Below are 21894 nucleotides of genomic sequence, written 5' to 3'. Positions count from 1 at the left end.
TCAGGCGGGCGGCCTCAGGCGGGCGGCCTCATGCGGGCCCCGTGCGGGCCTCAGGTCGTGAGGAAACGTTCCTTCATCCGTGCCCCACGATCGAGCGGCCGGCCGCCGAGGCCGTGGCCGCCGCTGGTGTCGCCCGTCCGGCGACCGCCGTCGCCGGCGCCGCCGTGATCAGGCGGTTGCGCGCGCGTCCCATGAGTTCTTCGCGTTCGTCCTCGGTGAGGCCGCCCCATACGCCATAGGGCTCCCGCACGGCGAGTGCGTGTGCCGCGCACTGCGCGCGGACCGGGCACCGCATGCAGACCTCTTTCGCCGAGTTCTCACGCGCACTCCGTGCCGCGCCGCGCTCTCCCTCGGGGTGGAAGAACAGGGAGCTGTCGACCCCGCGGCAGGCCGCGAGCAGTTGCCAGTCCCACAGATCGGCGTTGGGTCCGGGAAGGCGGGAGAAATCTGCCATTGCGCTAGTCCCCTTGAAACCGTGTCGAAACGGGTTGATGGGTGGGCGGGAGGTGGCTGTCGCTCTGGGGCTCCTCGGGCCCCGTCGGGTCCGGTGGTGTCCGACTTCTGTCGAAGTAGATGTAAATATGACTCATTGCGAATCTAGCCACAGACACCGCGAAAAGGGAAGAAAACCCGCTAAATGGGGCATAGCTTCTGTTGATGGACGCGGGACCTGCGTCGCTCTTCTCCGTGCACAGCCCCTCACAAGGAGTGCCGAAGGTCTCGTCCGACCCGTAACTCTTTCGAGTGACCATCGTTGAGAGTGCGAGGCGGTTGAATGAACAAGCGATCGGGCAGGTGTCCGGGAGCGTCAACCGCACAGGTGACGATACGTACAGCCCTGGAGGCTCAAGGTGACGCGCATCAGCTGCGAGAGCCGCGGAGGTCAGTCATGACGTCCGTTCTCGTCTGCGACGACTCCCCGCTTGCCCGAGAGGCGCTTCGCCGCGCGGTCGCGACCGTGCCCGGCGTGGAGCGCGTGACCACCGCGGCCAACGGGGAGGAAGTCCTCCGCCGCTGGGGCGCCGACCGCTCGGACCTCATCCTGATGGATGTGCGCATGCCCGGCCTCGGCGGTGTGGAAACCGTCCGCCGGCTGCTCTCCGCCGACCCCGGCGCCCGGATCATCATGCTCACGGTCGCCGAGGACCTCGACGGCGTCGCGCTCGCGGTCGCCGCGGGTGCTCGTGGCTATCTGCACAAGGACGCCTCGCGCGCCGAGCTGCGGGCCACCGTCACCCAGGCGCTCGCCGACCCGACCTGGCGGCTCGCCCCGCGCCGGCTCCGTTCGGCCGAGATGGGCGCCGCGCCCACCCTCACCGCGCGCGAGATCCAGGTCCTCGAAGGCATGAGCCACGGCCGGTCCAACGCGGAGATCGGGCGCGAGCTCTTCCTCTCCGAGGACACCGTCAAGACCCACGCCCGACGCCTCTTCAAGAAGCTCGGAGCCTCCGACCGGGCGCACGCCGTCGCGCTCGGATTCCGCTGGGGCCTGGTCCGCTGAATCACCGCGCACCGGCCGTCTCCCCGTCCGTACCCCCGTCCGCCGAGGGGCGGACGGGGCGGGCCTGTGTCACTTCCCGGCCCGATGCCGCATCCTTGAGGTGTGGAGTTCCTCGGGGACGAGTCGATCGAGCGGAAGGGGAGGGCGCCAGCGATGAATCCAGGCGCACCTGCTCATAACGCTTCGGTGCACAACAACGGACACGGTGCCACGGACGAACAGGCGTCAGGGCACCATGGAGCGATGCGCGACGACGAGACCATGGGTTCCCCCATGCCTGCCGGGCAGGGGGAGATCGGTGTGCTCGTCCACCGTGCCGTCGAAGGGGACGCGCAGGCCACCCATGACCTGCTGGCGCGCGTCCACCCCCTCGCGCTGCGCTACTGCCGCACCCGGCTCAACCGGCTGCCCGGTGACGCCCGCCACTTCGTGGAGGACCTCGCGCAGGAGGTCTGCGTCGCCGTCCTCATGGCCCTGCCGCGCTACAAGGACACCGGCCGCCCCTTCGAGGCGTTCGTCTTCGCCATCGCCGGGCACAAGGTCGCCGACCTCCAGCGGGCCGCCATGCGCCACCCCGGCTCCACCGCCGTGCCCTCCGACGAGATGCCCGAGCGGCCCGACGACTCCCTCGGACCCGAGGAGCGGGCCCTCCTCAGCGACGACGCCGAATGGGCCAAGAAGCTCCTCGCCAACCTCCCGGAGAACCAGCGCGAGCTCCTCGTCCTCCGGGTCGCCGTCGGGCTGACCGCCGAGGAGACCGGCCAGATGCTCGGCATGTCCCCCGGTGCCGTCCGCGTCGCCCAGCACCGCGCCCTCAGCCGGCTGCGCGCCCTGGCCGAGCAGTAAGCCTCACCGGGCCCCGTCATCCCTTTCGTACACGTGCGAACGTCCAAAGCTTCCCGCTGACCTTGATCGTGGAATGAGACACCGCTCAGGCCCGTTAGCATGGACATCCCGCACCGATCAAGGCCATTTGGGAAGGTGTCATGACTGCCAACGTCGACGGAGTGCCCGAGAAATTCGCGACACTCGGGCTGACCTACGACGACGTGCTGCTGCTGCCGGGAGCGTCCGAGGTGCTCCCGAACGCGGTCGACACCTCGTCCCGCATCTCTCGTAACGTCCGGGTCAACATCCCGCTGCTCTCCGCGGCGATGGACAAGGTGACCGAGTCCCGCATGGCGATCGCGATGGCCCGTCTGGGCGGCGTCGGCGTGCTCCACCGGAACCTCTCCGTCGAGGACCAGGTCAACCAGGTCGACCTGGTGAAGCGGTCCGAGTCCGGCATGGTGACCGACCCCATCACGGTGCACCCCGAGGCGACCCTCGCCGAGGCCGACGCCCTGTGCGCCAAGTTCCGCATCAGTGGTGTCCCCGTCACGGACCCGGCCGGCAAGCTGCTCGGCATCGTGACCAACCGCGACATGGCCTTCGAGACCGACCGCACCCGTCAGGTCCGCGAGGTCATGACGCCGATGCCGCTGGTCACCGGCAAGGTCGGCATCTCCGGCGTCGACGCCATGGAGCTGCTGCGCCGCCACAAGATCGAGAAGCTGCCCCTCGTCGACGACAAGGGCGTCCTCAAGGGCCTCATCACCGTCAAGGACTTCGTCAAGGCGGAGAAGTACCCGAACGCCGCCAAGGACGCCGAGGGCCGCCTGCTCGTCGGCGCCGCCGTCGGCGCCAGCCCCGAGGCCCTGGAGCGCGCCCAGGCGCTCGCCGCCGCCGGCGCGGACTTCCTGATCGTCGACACCTCCCACGGGCACAACAGCAACGCCCTGAGCTGGATGGCGAAGATCAAGTCGAGCGTGAACGTCGACGTGATCGGCGGCAACGTCGCCACCCGCGACGGCGCCCAGGCGATGATCGACGCCGGTGTCGACGGCATCAAGGTCGGCGTCGGCCCCGGCTCCATCTGCACCACCCGCGTCGTCGCCGGCATCGGCGTCCCGCAGGTCACCGCCATCTACGAGGCGTCGCTCGCGGCCCGCGCCGCCGGCATCCCGCTGATCGGCGACGGCGGCCTCCAGTACTCCGGCGACATCGGCAAGGCGCTCGCCGCCGGCGCCGACACCGTGATGCTCGGCAGCCTCCTCGCCGGCTGCGAGGAGTCGCCCGGCGAGCTGCTCTTCATCAACGGCAAGCAGTTCAAGTCGTACCGCGGCATGGGCTCGCTCGGCGCCATGCAGTCCCGCGGCCAGGGCCGGTCCTACTCCAAGGACCGCTACTTCCAGGCCGACGTCGCCTCCGACGACAAGCTCGTCCCCGAGGGCATCGAGGGCCAGGTGCCGTACCGCGGCCCGCTCGCCAGCGTCCTGCACCAGCTCGTCGGCGGCCTCCGCCAGACGATGGGCTACGTGGGCGCGGCCACCATCGACGAGATGGAGTCCAAGGGCCGCTTCGTCCGGATCACCTCGGCGGGCCTCAAGGAGAGCCACCCGCACGACATCCAGATGACGGTCGAGGCGCCGAACTACAGCAGGAAGTAGTCCGCGCACACGGGAGGGGGCGGTTCCGGCATGTGGCCGGAGCCGCCCCCCGCGCGTGTGTCGGGGATACTGGTAGGCGCAGACATAGAGGGAAAGGCCACACATCGTGACTGAGATCGAGATCGGGCGCGGCAAGCGCGGCCGCAGGGCGTACGCGTTCGACGACATCGCCGTCGTACCGAGCCGGCGCACCCGGGACCCGAAGGAGGTCTCGATCGCCTGGCAGATCGACGCCTACCGCTTCGAGCTGCCCTTCCTGGCCGCCCCGATGGACTCGGTCGTCTCCCCGCAGACCGCCATCCGGATCGGCGAGCTCGGTGGCCTCGGCGTGCTGAACCTCGAAGGGCTGTGGACCCGGTACGAGGACCCGCAGCCGCTGCTCGACGAGATCGCCGAGCTGGACGAGGCCCGCGCCACCCGCCGTCTGCAGGAGATCTACGCCGCTCCGATCAAGGAGGAGCTGATCGGGCAGCGCATCAAGGAGGTGCGCGACTCCGGTGTCGTCACCGCCGCCGCGCTCTCCCCGCAGCGCACCGCGCAGTTCTCCAAGGCCGTCGTCGACGCGGGCGTGGACATCTTCGTCATCCGCGGCACCACGGTCTCCGCCGAGCACGTCTCCGGCGCCGCCGAGCCGCTCAACCTGAAGCAGTTCATCTACGAGCTGGACGTCCCGGTCATCGTCGGCGGCTGCGCCACGTACACCGCCGCCCTGCACCTGATGCGGACCGGCGCCGCGGGCGTCCTGGTCGGCTTCGGCGGCGGCGCCGCGCACACCACGCGCAACGTGCTGGGCATCCAGGTCCCGATGGCGACCGCCGTCGCCGACGTGGCCGCGGCCCGCCGTGACTACATGGACGAGTCCGGCGGCCGGTACGTGCACGTCATCGCCGACGGCGGCGTGGGCTGGTCCGGCGACCTCCCGAAGGCCATCGCCTGCGGCGCCGACGCGGTGATGATCGGCTCCCCGCTGGCGCGCGGCACCGACGCGCCGGGCAAGGGCCACCACTGGGGCATGGAGGCCGTCCACGAGGACGTGCCGCGCGGCAAGCTGGTCGACCTGGGCATCGTCGGCACCACCGAGGAGATCCTCACCGGTCCGTCGCACACCCCGGACGGCTCGATGAACTTCTTCGGCGCCCTGCGCCGCGCGATGGCCACGACCGGCTACAGCGAGCTCAAGGAGTTCCAGCGCGTCGAGGTCACCGTCGCGGACGCGCAGCACAAGCGCTGACGCCGGCGGTACGCGTACGAGAGGGCCCCGCACCGGTCGGTGCGGGGCCCTCTCGTACGCGCGCGTGCTCCGGGTCAGTCGGAGGCGCCGGCCTTCTTGGCGCCGGAGAAGGCGGCGAGGGGGCCGAGCGCGAGGAAGAGGAACGTCATCGGCTCCTTGGCCTCGCTCCACAGGTCCGTCAGCAGGCCGAACTCCTTGAAGAAGACGTCGGCGAAGGAGGCGTCGTACTCCTTGGTGAAAAAGACCGCGATGCCGACGATCTGGCCGAGGTAGACGGCGCCGAGCGCGATGACCGCGCTGACGATCGGCAGCACGGGGTTGTTGCCGCCGACCTTGCCGGCGGCGAAGCCGACCGCGAAGCCGACGCCGATGGCGGCCCAGCCGATCTGGATCTCGACGCCGCCGATGATGGCGCCGTAGATACCGGCGGTGACCAGCGCGGCGACGACGGCGGCGAGGATGCCGAGGCCCACGTTGGCCCGGCGGGGCGCGGGCGCCGGCGGGTAGGCGCCGAACGGGTTCTGGCCGGCGGGCGCCTGACCGTACGGGTTCTGGCCGGCCGGGTTCTGCGCGTACGGGTTCGGGGCCGCCGGGTTCGGGCCTGCCGGGTTCTGGGCGGCCGGGTCCTGGGCGTACGGGTTCGGGGCCGCCGGGTTCTGGCCGGCCGGGTTCTGCGCGTACGGGTTCTGGCCGTCGGGCTGCTGGGGCGAGCCCTGGGCGAACGGGTTGCCGGGCGGCGGAACGGGCTGGCTCATGGTGTGGTCCCCCCACGGTGCTTGACGCACGGCTGTGCGATCGAGAGGGCCGGAGACTAGCAGTCCGCTCCGGCAGTGGCCCACCTGTTACCCGTGGCTCAGAGGCGGTGGGCCGTGCCCGCGGGGGTGGCGCCGCGGGTGTCCAGGAGCAGTTGGGCCTTCACCGCGAGGCCCTGGAGGTCGTAGACGCGGTGGTGCTGGAGCAGGAGGGTCAGGTCGGCGTGGGCGGCGGCCTCGTAGAGCGAGTCCGCGCGGGGGACGGGCAGGTCCCGGACCCGCCAGTCGGGGACGTGCGGGTCGTGGAAGCTGACCGCCGCGCCGAGGTCCATGAGGCGGCCCGCGATCTCCTCGGCGGGGGAGCCCTCGCGGTCGGCGAGGTCGGGCTTGTACGTGACGCCGAGGAGCAGGACGCGGGCGCCGCGGGCGGACTTGCCGTGTTCGTTGAGGAGGGTGGCGGCGCGCTGGACGACGTACTGGGGCATCCGCTGGTTGACCTGGCCGGCGAGTTCGACGAGCCGGAGCGGGCGGTGGGTGCCCAGGCGCTCGACGGGGACGCCGTGGCCGCCGACGCCGGGGCCGGGGCGGAAGGCGTGGAAGCCGAAGGGCTTGGTCTCGGCGCAGCGGATGACGTCCCAGAGGTCGACGCCGAGTTCGTGGCAGAGCACCGCCATCTCGTTGACGAGGGCGATGTTGACGTGCCGGAAGTTGGTCTCCAGGAGCTTGACCGTCTCGGCCTCGCGGGGGCCACGCGCGCGTACGACCTTGTCCGTGAAGCGGCCGTAGAAGGCGGCGGCGGACTCGGTGCACGCGGGCGTGAGGCCGCCGATCACCTTCGGGGTGCCGGCGAGGCCGGGCAGGCGGTTGCCGGGGTCGATGCGGCCGGGGGAGTACGCGAGGTGGAAGTCGCGCCCGGCCCGCAGGCCCGAGCCGTCCTCCAGGAGCTCCCGGAGGAGGCCCTCGGTGGTGCCGGGCGGGACGGGGGACTCCAGGAGCACGGTGGTGTGCGGGCGCAGCCGGGCGGCGAGCGCGCGGGCGGCGTCGGTGACGGCGGTGAGGTCGAGGGCGCCGTCGGGGCCGAGGGGGGTGGGGGCGCAGAGGACGGCGGTGCGGACCCGGCCGAGTTCGGCCGGGCTGGTGGTGGCCCGGAAGCCGCCGGAGAGCATGCGGCGGATCTCGGAGGCGGTGAGGGAGCCGTCGACCGGGGGGCGGCCCGCGGTGAGCTCGGCGACCGGGCGGGGGTCGGTGTCGAAGCCGACGGTGGCGACGCCCGCGGCGGTCGCGGCCTGGGCGAGGGGGAGTCCGTGGTGGCCGAGGCCGATGACGGCGAGGTCTGCGGGCATGGGGGGTGGGCCGTCCTTCCCGATAGCCGTGATGCATTGCGTACGCAATGTCAGACTAAGAGTAAATATGACCGTTATGCGGCATTGCATGATCGAAGGTCGCGAGTGTTATCCACAGGTCTGTGCGGGGGCGGTGGCCGAAGCCGCCCGACCGGTCCAGAATCGGGACTGTGAGCCGGGCCACACCGCGGTCCGGTTCACGGCTGGCCGGACGCGGGACGCCGGGCGCGCACGAGCGCCGGGGCGCCCGCCGGGACGACGGGAGGCGGCAGCCGTGAGGACAGCGACACTGGGACCCGCCGAGCGCGCCGAGGCGCTGACGGCCATGGCCGAGCGGGAGCTGGACGTGCTCGTGGTCGGCGGTGGCGTCGTCGGCGCCGGCACGGCCCTCGACGCGGTCACGCGCGGGCTCGCCACCGGCATCGTCGAGGCCCGCGACTGGGCCTCCGGCACCTCCAGCCGTTCCAGCAAGCTCATCCACGGCGGACTGCGCTATCTGGAGATGCTCGACTTCGCCCTGGTCCGCGAGGCCCTCAAGGAGCGCGGACTCCTCCTGGAGCGGCTCGCCCCCCACCTCGTGAAGCCCGTGCCCTTCCTCTACCCGCTCCAGCACCAGGGCTGGGAGCGGCTCTACGCGGGCTCCGGCGTCGCCCTGTACGACGCCATGTCCGTCTCCTCGGGCCGCGGCCGGGGCCTCCCCGTCCACCGGCACCTCAGCCGCAAGGGCGCCCTCCGCGTCGCCCCCTGCCTGCGCAAGGACGCCCTCACCGGCGCCCTCCAGTACTACGACGCCCAGATGGACGACGCCCGCTTCGTCCTCACCCTCGTCCGCACCGCCGCCGCCTACGGCGCGCTGGCCGCCGGGCGCGCCCGGGTCGTCGGCTTCCTCCGCGAGGGCGAGCGGGTCGTCGGCGCGCGCGTCCAGGACGTCGAGACCGGCGGCGAGTACGTGATCCGGGCCAAGCAGATCGTCAACGCCACGGGCGTGTGGACCGACGACACCCAGGCCCTCATCGGCGAGCGCGGCCAGTTCCACGTCCGCGCCTCCAAGGGCATCCACCTCGTCGTCCCCAAGGACCGGATCCACTCCAGCACCGGCCTCATCCTGCGTACCGAGAAGTCCGTGCTCTTCGTCATCCCCTGGGGACGGCACTGGATCATCGGCACCACCGACACCGACTGGGACCTCGACAAGGCCCACCCCGCCGCCTCCAGTGCCGACATCGACTACCTGCTGGAGCACGTCAACACGGTGCTCGCCACCCCGCTCACCCGCGACGACGTGCAGGGCGTCTACGCCGGACTGCGCCCCCTGCTCGCCGGCGAGTCCGACGCCACCAGCAAGCTCTCCCGCGAGCACACCGTCGCCCACCCGGTGCCCGGCCTGGTCGTCGTCGCCGGAGGCAAGTACACGACCTACCGGGTGATGGCCAAGGACGCCGTCGACGAGGCCGTGCACGGACTCGACCAGAGGGTGGCCCCCTGCGTCACGGAGGACACTCCGCTGATCGGCGCGGAGGGCTACCGGGCGCTGTGGAACGCGCGGGCGAGGATCGCCGCCCGCACCGGCCTCCACGTCGTCCGCGTGGAGCACCTGCTCAACCGGTACGGCTCCCTCGCCGAGGAGCTCTTCGCCCTCGTCGCCGCGGACCCCTCGCTGGGCCGGCCGCTCGCCGCCGCCGACGACTACCTGCGCGCCGAGGTCGTCTACGCCGCCTCCCACGAGGGCGCCCGCCACCTCGACGACGTCCTCACCCGCCGCACCCGCGTCTCCATCGAGACCTTCGACCGCGGGACCCTCAGCGCGCGCGAGGCCGCCGAGTTGATGGCGCCCGTCCTCGGCTGGGACGAGAGCCACATCGCGAAGGAGGTCGCGCACTACGAGAAGCGGGTCGAGGCGGAGCGCGAGTCGCAGCGGCAGCCCGACGACCTGACGGCGGACGCCGCACGGCTCGGTGCGCCCGACATCGTCCCGATCTGACGGGGGCTCCGTCTGACGGTACGTCCGGGGCGGGAGGGAACCCGGGGGCGGTGGTGGCGCGTCGTCATAGCGGAGTACGGACCCGGGGGCGCCACCCGTCCCGAGGTGAGGGACAATGGGCTCTCTTCCAGGGCGGGTTGCCGCAGCGTGCGGAGTGCGGTGGACGCGGCGGAGATCAGGGAACGCAGAGGGGACGCATGTCGGAGTCGGAGCAGTCGCGGGACACGGCGAAGGACCCCCGGCGGGACGCCGCCGCGGGGGCCGCGACCGACGGCGCGCGGGGGACGGTTCCGGCCGCGCGCGAGGCGGGACGGGCGGCGGAGACCACGGCGAGCGCGGACGCGGAGACCGGGGATGCGGTGGCCGCGGATGCGGTGGCCGGTGACGCGGTGGCCGGGGATGCGGTGACCGGTGACGCGCGCCCTGAGGACGCTGAGCCTCAGGACGCGAAGCCTCAGGACGTCACGCCTCAGGACGCGAAGCCCGAGGCCGTTGCGCCTCAGGACGCGAAGCCTCAGGACGCGAAGCCCGAGGCCGTCGCGCCTCAGGACCGGACGCCTGAGAGCCCGGTGTCCGAGGGTGACGTATCGCCGTCCGCGGGCGACTCGGCTCGGGATCGGGTGCCGGGGACCGAGCCGTCCACGGGGCGGGCCGGGTTCGGGGCCGGGGACGGCGACGGGCAGCGGTCCGCCGGCGATCGGCTCCGCAAGGGCGCCGCGTCCACCACCGCCGAGACCGAGGGCCGGCTGCTCGCCGGCCGCTACCGGCTCGGCGCCCTCCTCGGCCGCGGCGGCATGGGCACCGTCTGGCGCGCCGTCGACGAGACCCTCGGCCGCACCGTCGCCGTCAAGGAACTCCGCTTCCCCAGCAGCATCGACGACGACGAGAAGCGCCGCCTGATCACCCGGACCCTGCGCGAGGCCAAGGCCATCGCCAAGATCCGCAACAACGGCGCCGTGACCGTCTACGACGTCGTCGACGAGGACGACCGCCCCTGGATCGTCATGGAGCTCATCGAGGGCAAGTCGCTCGCCGACGCCGTGCGCGAGGACGGCGTCCTCACCGCGCGCCGCGCCGCCGAGGTCGGCCTCGCCATCCTCGACGTGCTGCGCTCCGCGCACCGCGAGGGCATCCTGCACCGCGACGTGAAGCCGTCCAACGTCCTCATCGCCGAGGACGGCCGCGTCGTCCTCACCGACTTCGGCATCGCCCAGGTGGAGGGCGACCCCTCCATCACCTCCACCGGCATGCTCGTCGGCGCCCCCTCGTACATCTCGCCCGAGCGCGCCCGCGGCCACAAGCCCGGCCCGGCCGCCGACCTCTGGTCGCTGGGCGGTCTGCTGTACGCGGCCGTGGAGGGCTGCCCGCCGTACGACAAGGGCTCCGCGATCGCGACCCTCACCGCCGTCATGACCGAGCCCGTCGACCCGCCGAAGAACGCGGGCCCGGAGCTGGAGAAGGTCATCTACGGCCTGCTCGCCAAGGACCCGGCGCAGCGGCTCGACGACGCCCGCGCCCGCGTCCTGCTGCGCGCCGTGCTCGACGCCCCCGAGGCCGCGCCGGAGCCCTCGCCCGAGGTGACCAGGGTCGTCGCGCTGCCGACCCGCCCCGAGCGGGACCCGGTCGCCCCGGCCGCCGCCGCCCAGGAGAAGGCCCCCGAGCCCGCCGCAGAGCGGATGCGGGGCGCCCTCGCCTCCGTACGGAACGCGGCGGCGGCGGCGGCGAAGGCCGAGGCGAAGGGGAAGGACCGCGCGAAGGACAAGGGCAGGGAGCCGGCCCGGCCCGTGCCCCCGCAGGGCGGCTCCCGGCAGACGCCGGCCCGCGCCCCGCTCACCGACGTCGTCCCCCGGCGCACTCTGGTGATCATCGCCGCGATCGCCGTCCTCGCCGTGCTCGGCACGATCCTCGCGGTCTCCCTGAACGGCGGCGACAAGGGCGACCAGGGCAAGGGCGGCGAGACCGGCGCCTCGGCCGGGACCACCGCCGGCTCCGAGGGCGGCTCCGGCACCGACGGCGGCTCGGGCGGCTCGCCCAGCGACCCCGGCCAGCAGGGCGGCACCCAGCCCGGCGAGAACGGCTCGGCCACCGAAGGCGGTTCGACGGGGACGGAGGGGACGGAGGGGACGACGACCGGGACCCCCGGCACCTCCACCGGACAGACCGGCGGCACCCCCGGCACCGACCCCGGCGCCCAGCCCAGCGGCGGCACCGGCACCGGCACCGGCCCCGGAGCCGCGCTTCCCGCCGGCTACAGCCTGGTCACCAACGACCGCTTCCACTTCTCCATGGCCATGCCCTCGTCCTTCACCATGCGCGCCATAGACGGCTACAAGGGCGGCGCCATATGGAGCGAGAACGGCGGCTTCCCGCGCGTCCAGGTCGACTTCAACGCCAGCCCCAAGGACGACGCCAAGGCCGCCTGGGCCGCCGCCCTGGGCGGCGTCCGCCTGACCAGCACCAAGTACCAGCACATCCGCATCGACTCGGTCTCCTACAAGGGCTACCCGACCGTCGCGGACTGGGAGTTCGAGCGGACCCAGAAGGGCGTGCGCGTCCACGTTCTCAACCGCGGCTTCAAGGTGGACGCGAAGCACGGCTACTCGATCATGATCACCTGCAAGGCCGAGGAGTGGAACGGAGCGGAGTGCCGGACGCTGCGCGAGACGGCGTTCGCCACGTTCAGCCCCAAGGACTGACCGCCGCCCCGTATCGTGAGAGGCGGGGGACGACCAATGCGCAGGGGGAGGCGCCGTGGACGAGTACGCGGGAAGAGTGCTCGCTGAGCGCTACCGCCTGCCGTTGCCGCCGCCCGGCGCCGGAGGACTCGTCGACCTCGTCGAGACGCGCGCCTTCGACACGTACAGCGGGCAGGAGGTGCGGGTCCGTCAGGTCCCGCTGCCCGAGATCGTCGACGCGGAGGTCCTCGGCGAGGGGCCCGCGCCCGCCGGCCCGTACGGCTCCGGGGGCGGCGCCACCCGCAGACCGGCCGAGCCGGTCGTCCGCCGGGCGATCGAGGCCGCTCAGGCCGCCGCGCAGATCCCCGACCACCCCTTACTCGACCAGGTCTTCGACGTTTTCGCGGAGGCCGGCTCGCTGTGGATAGTCAGCGAGCACGTGGCCGCCCGCCCGCTCTCCGCCCTCCTCGCCGAGGGCCCGCTCAACCCGTTCCGCGCCGCCGAGATCGCCGCGGACGTCCTCACCGCCCTGCGCGTCCTCCACGCCCACGGCTGGGTCCACCGCAACATCACCGCGCGCACGGTCCTCGTCTGCGACGACGGCCGCGTCCTCCTCACCGGCCTCGCCGCCGGCGCCGCCGAGGAAGCCCTCTGCGGCTACGCCCCCGTCCCCGACCCCGACGACCCCGCCTTCCGCGCCCCCGAGCCGGAGTACGAGGCGGGGGAGGCGGAGAGGTACGAGGCGGGGGAGTACGAGCAGGAGGAGTACCAGCAGGAGTACGTCGAGGAGACCGGGGCGTACGAGCCGGAGGCGTACGCCGCGGAGGAGTACGCCGAGGAGACGTACGAGCCGGAGGCGTACCAGCCCGAGGTGTACGAGCCTGACCTGTACGAGCCCGACGTCTACGAGACCGGTGAGTACGCCGCTCCCGGGGCGGCCGTCGCCGAGCTGCCGCCCGCGCAGGAGCCCGTCCCGTACGGGGCCGACCCGTACGGGATCGCGACGCCCGCGCCGCGCCCCGCGAGTCCGCCCGAGGTTCCGGCCGTGCCGCCCAGCACCGACCCGCGGGCGGCCCGGGCGGGGGCCATCGCCGCCTACCGCGCGGCCACCCGCGCCGCCGCCGCGCGGATCGGCGACACCGGCTCGCTCCCGGTCCAGCGCGCCCCCGAACCGGAGCCCGCGCCGGAGCACGCGCCGGAGCCCGGACCCAAGCCGGAATCCGCCCCCGACACGGCCCCCGGGACCGAGGTGCCCGCTCTCCCGGAGGCCACCCGGCCCGGGCCCGCGCCGCAGTGGTGGGCGCGGGTGGCGGACGACGAGGACGACGACGAGGACGACGAGCCGCCGTACCGGGGCCCGCGCCCGCCGCGCGTGATGCTCAAGGGCACCTGGAGCGACGGCCCGCACACCTCCCGGGACGGCTCGCCGCACGTGCCGGCCGGCGGCGGTCCCGTGCTGCCCGGCTCCGGCCGCCCCGCGCTGCCCGCCGGGTACACGGCCGCCGTCCCGGAGCCCGCCCGCCCGGCCCGGCCGTCCGCCGAGACCGCCGTCCCCGCGCATCCGGGCCCGGCGGCGGAGCGGTACCGGGGTCCGGCGACCCGGCTCGCCGCCGAGCGGGCCCGGCAGACCCGGATCGCGGTCGTCGGCGCCGTCACCGAGCGCTGGGCGCCCGAACAGGCCGGGCCCGTCCACGAGAACTGGCGGCTCGCCCCGCCCATCGGCCCCGCCACCGACCTGTGGGCGCTCGGCGCCCTGCTCTACCGGGCCGTCCAGGGCCACGCCCCGTACCCCGAGGACAACGCGGCCGAACTGGTCCAACTGGTCTGCGCCGAACCGCCCGCCTTCGCCGAGGAGTGCGGTCCGCTGCGCCCGGTCGTGGAGTCCCTGCTGCGCCAGGACCCCACCGAGCGCCCGGACTTCGAGGAGCTGCGCGGCTGGCTGCGGTCGCTGGTCAGGTCCGCGCCGGAGCCGGAGGCGGACCTCGCGGCCGTACCCCCGCCGCCGTTCGACGCGAAGCGGCTGCCGATCCTGCGCCGCCGCGGCGAGCTGGTGCGCCGTCGTCGCGCCGCCGCCGGCTCGGGCCGCCACCGCCACCGCCGCGGCAAGGAGCCCCGCGGAAGCCGGCCCCCCGAGCCCGTATCCACGCCCGCGCCCGCACCCACCCCCGTACCCGAGGAAGAGCCGCGCGCACGGCACTTCCCGGCGTACGAGGAACCCTCCGCCGAGCAGCGCTACGAGCCTCAGCAGCACGGGCAGGCGTACGAGCCCCAGCAGTCCCAGCAGTCCCAGCAGGCGTACGAGTCCCATCAGAGCTACGAGTACGGCTACGAGGACGTCGAGCCCGAGCCGCCGCGCCGGGGTCCGCGCCCGCCCGCCGGTCCGCGTTCCCTCGGCCGCCGGGTGCTGCTCGTCGTCCTCATGCTGTTCGGCGGCGCCCTCGCGTACGTGGCCATCGCCCTGCCCAGAGGCGGCGAGCAGCCCACCGACGCCCGCCCGACGACGTCGGCGTCGGCCACTTCGAAGCCGCCCGCCCCGGCGCCGACCACCGCCCCACCCGCAACGACGCCGCCCGCCACCACCCCGCCCGCCCCGCCGTCGACTTCGGCATCGGCGCCCTCCCGCCCCGCGCCGGCCGCCGGGTACGCGCTGCGTGAGGACCCGGAGGGGTTCAGGATCGGCGTCCCGCGCGACTGGCGTCGCAGCGCCATCAACGACGCGGGGCAAGTCCGCTACACCGGCGGCGACTTCACGATGATCGTCGTCCCGGGCCGGGACAGCGTCCAGGACCACGGCTCCGATCCGCTGGAGTACCAGAGCTCCAGGGAGCGCGAGCTGGAGCCCTACCGGCAGTCCAGCTGGTCGGAGTTGGTGAAGGCGCGGCGGGTGGACATCGGCCGCACGCCCACCGCCGAGGGGCACTACACCTGGATGGACAGCTCGGGCCGCGAGGTCTTCGTCCGCAACCTCGCGCTCATCGACGGCGGCCGCTACCACGTCGTCCAGGTCATCGGCCCGGAGAGCGACCGCGACAAGGTCTCGGAGATCTACGAGGAGGCCGTGAAGGGGTTCCGTCCGGCGCGCTGAGCCCGGCGGCGGTCACAGTGCGGTTCCTTTGCGGGCCCCGCGGTTCCGTCCGCTGTCCCCTCCTCCGTAACCTGGGATCCGAAGCAACGGGGCGGGGGCACGTGGAACACTCTCAGAGCACAGGGTCGGGGCTGCTTCTCGCCGGACGGTACCGGCTCGCCGAGTCCATCGGACGCGGCGGCATGGGCAAGGTCTGGCGCGCGCACGACGAGGTGCTGCACCGCGTGGTGGCGGTGAAGGAGCTGACGGCGGGTCGGTTCGTCGCCGAGGCGGACCGGCTGGTGCTGCACGCTCGTACCCAGAAGGAGGCGCGGGCCGCCGCCCGGATCACCCACCCCGGCGTGGTGACCGTCCACGACGTGCTCGAACACGACGACCGGCCCTGGATCGTCATGCAGTTCGTCGACGGCCCGTCGCTCGCCGACGCCGTCAAGGAGGCCGGGACGATCGAGCCCCGCGAGGCGGCCCGGGTCGGGCTGCACGTGGTCGGCGCGCTGCGGGCCGCGCACACGGCGGGCGTGCTCCACCGGGACGTGAAGCCCGGCAACGTCCTGCTCGCCCGCGACGGGCGGGTCCTCATCACCGACTTCGGCATCGCCGCGATCGAGGGCGACTCGACCATCACCCGGACCGGCGAACTCGTCGGCTCGATCGACTACCTGGCGCCGGAGCGGGTAAGGGGCGGCGATCCCGGCCCGGCCTCCGACCTGTGGTCGCTCGGCGCCACCCTGTACACGGCGGTCGAGGGCACCTCGCCCTTCCGGCGTACGTCCCCGATCAGCACCATGCAGGCCGTCGTCGGCGAGGAGCCGCCGTACCCGGCGAACGCGGGGCCGCTCGCCCCGGTCATCGTGGCGCTGCTGCGCAAGGACCCCGGGCAGCGGCCGCACGCGGACGAGGCCGAGCGGATGCTGCTCGACGCGATGGAGGGGCGCAGCCCGGAGACGGCCCAGGCGTACGTGCCGACGCAGCGGATGGACCTGGAGACGGTGGCGGCCGGCGGCCCGGAGGACGTACCGACGCCCCTGTCCCCGACCTCGCTCCCGCACACGCCGCCGTCCTCGACCTCCATCTCCCCGACCCCGCGGACGGCCGAGTGGCCCAGCCCGGCACAGGCGTCCGCCACCCAGCGCCCCGCCGCGTCCCCTCCCCCTTCCCCTTCCCCTTCCCTTTCCCCTTCTCCTTCCTCCGCCCCGGCCTCGCCCTCGCCCTCGTCCCCGCCCACCCTCGTCCCCGCCGGGTCCGCCTCCGGTGGCGGGAAGGGGCGGTGGCGCTCCGCCGTGCTCACGGCGGTGCTCGCGGCCGTCGTCGCGGGCGGCGCCGTCTTCGCCGTGATGCAGTACGGGGGAGGGGGCGGCGGCGCGCCCGGCCCCGGTCCGGCCACCAGCACCACCGCCGGGCCCACCCCCACCCACGGCCAGGGCGTGACGGCGGACGGCGTGCCGGAGGGCTGGCGCCGGGTCGAGGACCCGGCGGGCTTCAGCGTGGTCGTCCCGGAGGGCTGGAAGCGCCAGACGGACGGCGACGCCAACATCGACTACACCCCGGACGGCGGGCGCCACCGCCTGCGGATCAGCATCGACCGCAGCCCCGACTTCGAGAACCCGTACATGCACCTCCTGGACCTGGAGAAGACGCTCAAGAAGCGGATGGACTACCGGCGGGTGTGGCTGAACCAGAACACCTACCGCGATCAGGTCGAGTCCGCGCTCTGGGAGTTCACCTGGACCGAGCGGCAGAACTTCCCGGGCGCCCGGCACGCGATCGACCAGGTGTACTACGCCGCCGACGGCACCGAGTACGCGATCTACATGGCCTCGCCGGAGTCGAGCTGGGACACCACCCGGCAGCAGTTCGACACCGTCCTCCGGTACTGGCGGCCGCCCGCCGCGTGACTCCGGAAGAATCTTCACCGTGACCCCCTGCCGGCCGTAAGCCCCTGATCAGGGCTTATGCGCCAGTGATCACTGGCGTGATGTGTGCGGGGGGTGAAAACGCGTTACCGGCGGGTACCCAAAGACCGGAACGGCGCTTACGCTCGGCGTCATGACGGACTCGCAGGCCCCCGCCGCCGCTCTCACGGTTCCCGCCGACGCCGCGCAGGCGGCCCGCCCCGCCGCCCCGGCCGGCGCGACCAACCCGGTCGCCCCCGCGCCGGCCGGCGCCAGGACCGCCGCCGACGTCGTGACGCCCGACCTGGTCGCCCGGCTCACCCGGGGCGTCGTCGGCTCCGGCCGCACCGCCAACCACACCCCCTTCACCGGGAAGAAGCTGGCGGACCTGCCGGAGGCCACGCCCGAGGACGTCGCCGAGGCGTTCGCGCGCGCCCGCGCCGCCCAGGCCGCCTGGGCCGCCACCCCCGTCCGGGCCCGCGCCGCCGTCCTGCTCCGCTTCCACGACCTGGTCCTGGCCCGCCAGTCCGAGGTGCTCGACCTCATCCAGCTGGAGACCGGCAAGGCCCGGCTGCACGCCCACGAGGAGGTCCTCGCGGTCGCCGTCGCCGCCCGCCACTACGGCCGCAAGGCGTCCTCGTACCTGCGTCCCAAGCGGCACACCGGCGTCGTCCCGACCCTGACCAAGGTCACCGAGCTGCGCCAGCCGCGCGGGGTCGTCGGCCAGATCGCCCCCTGGAACTACCCCCTCGAACTCTCCGTCGGCGACGCCCTGCCCGCCTTCGTCACCGGCAACGCGCTCGTCATGAAGCCCGACACGGAGACCGCGCTCACCGCGCTCTGGGCCCGTGACCTGCTCATCGAGGCCGGTCTGCCCGCCGAGGTCTTCCAGGTCGTGCTCGGCGAGGGCCCGGTCGTCGGCCCGGAGGTCGTCCGCCACGCCGACTACGTCTCCTTCACCGGCTCCACCCGCACCGGCCGCGAGGTCGCCCAGGGCGCCGCCGCCCGCCTCGTCGGCGTCTCCCTCGAACTCGGCGGCAAGAACGCCATGCTGGTCCTGAAGGACGCCGACATCGAGAAGGCCGCCGCCGGCGCCGTCCGCGCCTGCTTCTCCTCCGCCGGCCAGCTCTGCATCTCCATCGAGCGCCTGTACGTGCACGAGTCGGTCGCCGACGCCTTCGTCGAGCGCTTCGCCGCCCGCACCAAGGCCATGCGCCTCGGCAACTCCCTCGCGTACGGCGCCGACATGGGCTCCCTCGTCGGCGAGCGGCAGCTGGAGACCGTCACGAAGCACGTCGAGGAGGCCGTCGCCAAGGGCGCCAAGCTCGTCGCCGGCGGCGTCGCCCGCCCCGACATCGGCCCGCTCTTCTACGAGCCGACCATCCTCGACGGCGTCGAGGCCCCGATGTCCGTCTGCGCCGAGGAGACCTTCGGCCCGGTCGTCTCGATCTACCGCTTCACCGACGAGGACGAGGCCGTCGCGCAGGCCAACGCCACCCCGTACGGCCTCAACGCCTCCGTCTGGACCACCGACTCGCGCCGCGGCCACGCCGTCGCCGCCCGGCTTCGCACCGGCACCGTCAACATCAACGAGGGGTACGCGCCCGCGTACGGCAGCGTCCGCGCCCCGATGGGCGGTATGAAGGACTCCGGCCTCGGCCGCCGCCACGGCTCCGAGGGCATCCTCAAGTACACGGAGGCCCAGACCGTCGCCCAGCAGCGCCTGATGCCGCTCGCGCCCTCCTTCGGGATGGACGACGAGGCGTACGCGAAGGTGATGAGCCTCTCCCTGAAGGCGCTGAAGGCCCTGCGTCTGAGCTGACGCCCGGCCGGTACGCCGCTCCGCCCGTACGTAGCCCGGCCCGCCCCGACGCCGGTGCGCCGCTCCGCCCGTTTCCGCCCGTTTCCTTACGAGGTTCTGCGAGGAGAGCCATGACCGCGGTCCCCCCTGCCCGAAATCAGGACGAGGAAGGCGCGTACGACTACGACGTCCTCGTGGTCGGCTCCGGCTTCGGCGGTTCGGTCACCGCCCTCCGGCTCACCGAGAAGGGGTACCGGGTCGGCGTCCTGGAGGCGGGCCGCCGTTTCACCCGGGAGACCCTGCCGAAGAACTCCTGGGACCTGAAGAACTTCCTGTGGGCGCCCGCGCTGGGCCTGTACGGCATCCAGCGCATCCACCTGCTGGGCAACGTGATGGTGCTGGCGGGCGCGGGCGTCGGCGGCGGCTCCCTCAACTACGCGAACACGCTGTACGAGCCGCTGGCGCCGTTCTTCGACGACCCGCAGTGGAAGGACATCACCGACTGGCGCGCCGAGCTCGCCCCGTACTACGACCAGGCGAAGCGGATGCTGGGCGTCCGGCTCAACCCGACGATGACCCCCTCCGACGTGCACCTGAAGGCCGCCGCCCAGGCCATGGGCATCGGCGACACCTTCCACATGGCGCCGGTCGGCGTCTTCTTCGGCGACGGGGACGACGCCGACGGGAAGGCGACCGCCAGGCCGGGCGGCGAGGTCGCCGACCCGTTCTTCGGCGGCGTGGGCCCCTCGCGCAAGGCGTGCACCGAGTGCGGCGAGTGCATGACCGGCTGCCGCCACGGCGCCAAGAACACCCTCAACGAGAACTACCTCTACCTCGCCGAGAAGGCGGGCGCGGTCGTCCACCCGATGACCTCCGTCGTCGCCGTCACCGAGGACTCGCGCGGCGGCTACGCGGTCAAGACGCTGCCCACCGACGACCGGAAGAAGGGCCGGGGCCGCACCTTCACCGCCCGCCGGGTGGTCATCGCCGCCGGCACGTACGGGACCCAGACCCTGCTGCACCGGATGAAGGACAGCGGTCTGCTGCCCCGGATCTCCGGCCGGCTCGGCGAGCTGACCCGTACCAACTCCGAGGGTCTCGTCGGCGCCCAGACCACCGACCGCCGCTACCGGCGCAAGCACGGCAAGGAGCGGGCCGACTTCACCCGCGGCGTCGCCATCACCTCGTCCGTCCACCCGGACGAGAACACCCACATCGAACCGGTTCGCTACGGCAAGGGCTCCAACTCGATGGGCGGCCTCACCGTCCTCCAGGTCCCCTACGGCGCCCACCGGGTGCGCAACTGGGCCCTCAACATGGCCCGGCACCCCGTCCTCGCGCTCCGCTCGCTGTCCAACCGGCGCTGGTCGGAGAAGACCATCATCGGCCTCGTCATGCAGTCCCTCGACAACTCGCTGACCACCTACCGCAAGCCCGGCGGCCTCGGAAAGGGCCTGCTCACCGCCCGCCAGGGGCACGGGGCGCCCAACCCGACGCAGATCGAGGCGGCGACCCGGGCCGCCACCCTGATCTCCGAGGAGATCAACGGCTTCGCCGGCTCCAACGTGGGCGAGCTGATGGGGACCCCGCTGACCGCGCACTTCCTCGGCGGCTGCCCGATCGGCGCCGACGCGGAGTCCGGCGTCATCGACCCGTACCACCGCCTCTACGGCCACCCGGGCATCTCGGTCGTGGACGGCTCGGCGGTCTCCGCCAACCTCGGGGTGAACCCGTCCCTGACGATCACCGCCCAGGCGGAGCGGGCGATGTCCTTCTGGCCGAACAAGGGCGAGGAGGACCCGCGGCCCCGGCAGGGCGAGGCGTACGCGCGCGTGGCGGCGGTCGAGCCGAAGTCCCCCGCGGTCCCGGCGGAGGCGTTCGGCGCCCTGCGCCTGCCCTTCCTGGGCATCCCGGCCGTACCGCCGAAGCGATCCTGACGACTCCACGGACGCACAGGTCCATGGACGCACAGAAAGGGCGCTGCACCCCCCTCCGAGTGCAGCGCCCTTCCGGCTTTTCGGTGTTGCTGCATAGATGACCACCGGACCCCGCCTTTGGTTGTAGGCGTTGCCCCGGATCTTCATGTGACGCGCGTCACATAGGGTGGTGGGGTATGGGAAGGGCCCGTGCCGCGATTCCGGTCGCGGCACGGGCCCTTCGGGTCGGCACCGGTGTCAGGGCAGCGGCGGTGCCGGGCGAAGCGGCGCCGGGGGGTCGCGCCGCGTCGGGGAGGAAAGTCGGAGGGGGGACGGGGACGGGCCGGGGGACGGGGGTGCGGGGGGTGCGGGTACAGAGGGGTGCGGGCCGCGGGATCCGCGACCGGTGAGCCGGTTGCGGTCGGCCCCGGGCGTCCCCGGGACCGACCGCCCTTTCTGGGTGACCGGGCTGCTGTCCCCTGCCGTCCGGTCACGTGCACTGGAGCGAGGTCCCACGACGTGCGCGAGCACGTCACACGCCCCAGCGAAAGCCACGCGTGGTTTCTACGGGCCCGCCCCTGGCTGGCACGGACACCCCGCTCAACGAAGCCCGCCGGGCACCGGTCACGCGCCGTACGGGTGAGACCGGCACCGAACTCGGGTGCGGGCACCCACCCCTCAGACGCGGCCCCGGCACAGCTCCAGCATCGTCATCGCCAGCGCCGTGCCCGGCTTGCCCAGCGCGTCCCGGTAGTGGGCCAGCACCTCCATCTCGCGCGCCAGGTTCACCCGCCGGCCGCCGGAGGTGATCCGGGCCTCCTGGATCACCGCCGAGACGGCCATCCGTTCCTGGATGAGACCGATGATCCGGTCGTCGAGCGCGTCGATCCGCTCGCGGGCGTCGCCGATCAGCGAGGCCGCCTCGTCGGTGCGGGCGCCGGTCTGCTCGGTGAGGGTCTTCGTGGTCATGCGGGGCTCCTGGTGGTGTGGAGGCCCCGGATCGGCACGGCCCGGGAAACGCCAGACGCCCCGGGCCTTGTCGGCCCGGGGCGCCTGGGAAGTCGCTTGTCAGTTGCTCAAGCAGCACGACCATGGCAGCCGGTGGGCCGGTTGCCATAGGTAAACAGGAAGGTCGTGAGCTCGCGCATGGCAGACAGTATGGACCCCGCGCCGCGCCCCGGGGCAAGCCGGGCCCGGATCGTGAGACGAAGGCCACCCGGGTTGGGAT

General features: G+C 73.3%; 14 protein-coding genes. 10 read left to right on the top strand and 4 right to left on the bottom strand.

The features are described 5' to 3' along the window. Positions 1–73: 73 nt before the first annotated feature. Positions 74–454, bottom strand: coding sequence for a WhiB family transcriptional regulator (locus ACFXMG_RS15325; protein ID WP_383815645.1), 381 nt, complete (start codon positions 452–454; stop codon positions 74–76). Between the two features lie 435 nt (positions 455–889). Here ACFXMG_RS15325 and ACFXMG_RS15320 point away from each other — a divergent pair, with 435 nt between their 5' ends. From ACFXMG_RS15320 to ACFXMG_RS15305, 4 genes are all read left to right on the top strand, one after another. Next, positions 890–1501, top strand: a complete 612-nt coding sequence (locus ACFXMG_RS15320; protein WP_003948568.1) for a response regulator transcription factor — start codon at positions 890–892, stop codon at positions 1499–1501. Positions 1502–1744: 243 nt separating this feature from the next. Beyond that, entirely contained in the window at positions 1745–2347 is a 603-nt protein-coding gene (locus tag ACFXMG_RS15315; RefSeq protein ID WP_383815642.1) for a sigma-70 family RNA polymerase sigma factor, read from the top strand. Between the two features lie 140 nt (positions 2348–2487). Beyond that, positions 2488–3990 carry an IMP dehydrogenase gene (gene guaB, locus ACFXMG_RS15310; protein ID WP_383815640.1) on the top strand — a complete coding sequence of 501 codons (1503 nt, stop codon included), beginning with the start codon at positions 2488–2490 and terminating at the stop codon, positions 3988–3990. 106 nt (positions 3991–4096) lie between these two features. Then, positions 4097–5221: a GuaB3 family IMP dehydrogenase-related protein gene (locus ACFXMG_RS15305; protein ID WP_383815638.1), complete on the top strand. Its 1125-nt coding sequence runs from the start codon at positions 4097–4099 to the stop codon at positions 5219–5221. Positions 5222–5295: 74 nt separating this feature from the next. On the opposite strand, the gene ACFXMG_RS15300 is transcribed toward ACFXMG_RS15305, so the two are convergent. Together ACFXMG_RS15300 and ACFXMG_RS15295 are read right to left on the bottom strand one after the other, a co-directional pair. Further along, positions 5296–5976 carry a hypothetical protein gene (locus tag ACFXMG_RS15300; protein ID WP_383815636.1) on the bottom strand — a complete coding sequence of 227 codons (681 nt, stop codon included), beginning with the start codon at positions 5974–5976 and terminating at the stop codon, positions 5296–5298. Positions 5977–6074: 98 nt separating this feature from the next. Next, positions 6075–7316, bottom strand: a complete 1242-nt coding sequence (locus tag ACFXMG_RS15295; RefSeq protein ID WP_383815633.1) for a nucleotide sugar dehydrogenase — start codon at positions 7314–7316, stop codon at positions 6075–6077. 274 nt (positions 7317–7590) lie between these two features. On the opposite strand from ACFXMG_RS15295, the gene ACFXMG_RS15290 reads away from it, so the two are divergent. From ACFXMG_RS15290 to ACFXMG_RS15265, 6 genes are all read left to right on the top strand, one after another. Further along, on the top strand, positions 7591–9297 hold the full coding sequence (locus ACFXMG_RS15290; RefSeq protein WP_383815631.1) for a glycerol-3-phosphate dehydrogenase/oxidase: 1707 nt from the start codon (positions 7591–7593) through the stop codon (positions 9295–9297). A gap of 197 nt (positions 9298–9494) precedes the next feature. Next, entirely contained in the window at positions 9495–11993 is a 2499-nt protein-coding gene (locus ACFXMG_RS15285) for a serine/threonine-protein kinase (protein WP_383815628.1), read from the top strand. Positions 11994–12048: 55 nt separating this feature from the next. Then, on the top strand, positions 12049–15057 hold the full coding sequence (locus ACFXMG_RS15280; RefSeq protein ID WP_383815625.1) for a protein kinase: 3009 nt from the start codon (positions 12049–12051) through the stop codon (positions 15055–15057). A gap of 101 nt (positions 15058–15158) precedes the next feature. Beyond that, positions 15159–16952, top strand: a complete 1794-nt coding sequence (locus tag ACFXMG_RS15275) for a serine/threonine-protein kinase (protein WP_383815622.1) — start codon at positions 15159–15161, stop codon at positions 16950–16952. Between the two features lie 151 nt (positions 16953–17103). Then, entirely contained in the window at positions 17104–18771 is a 1668-nt protein-coding gene (locus tag ACFXMG_RS15270) for a succinic semialdehyde dehydrogenase (RefSeq protein WP_383815619.1), read from the top strand. Between the two features lie 110 nt (positions 18772–18881). Next, a complete protein-coding gene (locus ACFXMG_RS15265; protein WP_383815616.1) occupies positions 18882–20687 on the top strand; it encodes a GMC oxidoreductase in 1806 nt (601 codons plus the stop codon). Positions 20688–21344: 657 nt separating this feature from the next. On the opposite strand, the gene ACFXMG_RS15260 is transcribed toward ACFXMG_RS15265, so the two are convergent. Further along, positions 21345–21635 carry a chorismate mutase gene (locus ACFXMG_RS15260; protein WP_383815613.1) on the bottom strand — a complete coding sequence of 97 codons (291 nt, stop codon included), beginning with the start codon at positions 21633–21635 and terminating at the stop codon, positions 21345–21347. Positions 21636–21894 lie beyond the last annotated feature (259 nt).

Source organism: Streptomyces sp. NPDC059201 (assembly GCF_042754585.1).
Lineage (GTDB): Bacteria > Actinomycetota > Actinomycetes > Streptomycetales > Streptomycetaceae > Streptomyces.
This window is presented reverse-complemented; position numbering and strand designations above follow the sequence as displayed.

Excerpts from the sequence above, each read along its gene's own strand:
- ACFXMG_RS15295 (WP_383815633.1), bottom strand. The coding sequence starts at position 7,316 with ATGCCCGCAGACCTCGCCGTCATCGGCCTCGGCCACCACGGACTCCCC.
- ACFXMG_RS15325 (WP_383815645.1), bottom strand. The coding sequence starts at position 454 with ATGGCAGATTTCTCCCGCCTTCCCGGACCCAACGCCGATCTGTGGGAC.
- ACFXMG_RS15315 (WP_383815642.1), top strand. The coding sequence starts at position 1,745 with ATGCGCGACGACGAGACCATGGGTTCCCCCATGCCTGCCGGGCAGGGG.
- ACFXMG_RS15320 (WP_003948568.1), top strand. The coding sequence starts at position 890 with ATGACGTCCGTTCTCGTCTGCGACGACTCCCCGCTTGCCCGAGAGGCG.
- ACFXMG_RS15300 (WP_383815636.1), bottom strand. The coding sequence starts at position 5,976 with ATGAGCCAGCCCGTTCCGCCGCCCGGCAACCCGTTCGCCCAGGGCTCG.
- ACFXMG_RS15265 (WP_383815616.1), top strand. The coding sequence starts at position 18,882 with ATGACCGCGGTCCCCCCTGCCCGAAATCAGGACGAGGAAGGCGCGTAC.
- ACFXMG_RS15285 (WP_383815628.1), top strand. The coding sequence starts at position 9,495 with ATGTCGGAGTCGGAGCAGTCGCGGGACACGGCGAAGGACCCCCGGCGG.
- guaB (WP_383815640.1), top strand. The coding sequence starts at position 2,488 with ATGACTGCCAACGTCGACGGAGTGCCCGAGAAATTCGCGACACTCGGG.
- ACFXMG_RS15270 (WP_383815619.1), top strand. The coding sequence starts at position 17,104 with ATGACGGACTCGCAGGCCCCCGCCGCCGCTCTCACGGTTCCCGCCGAC.
- ACFXMG_RS15260 (WP_383815613.1), bottom strand. The coding sequence starts at position 21,635 with ATGACCACGAAGACCCTCACCGAGCAGACCGGCGCCCGCACCGACGAG.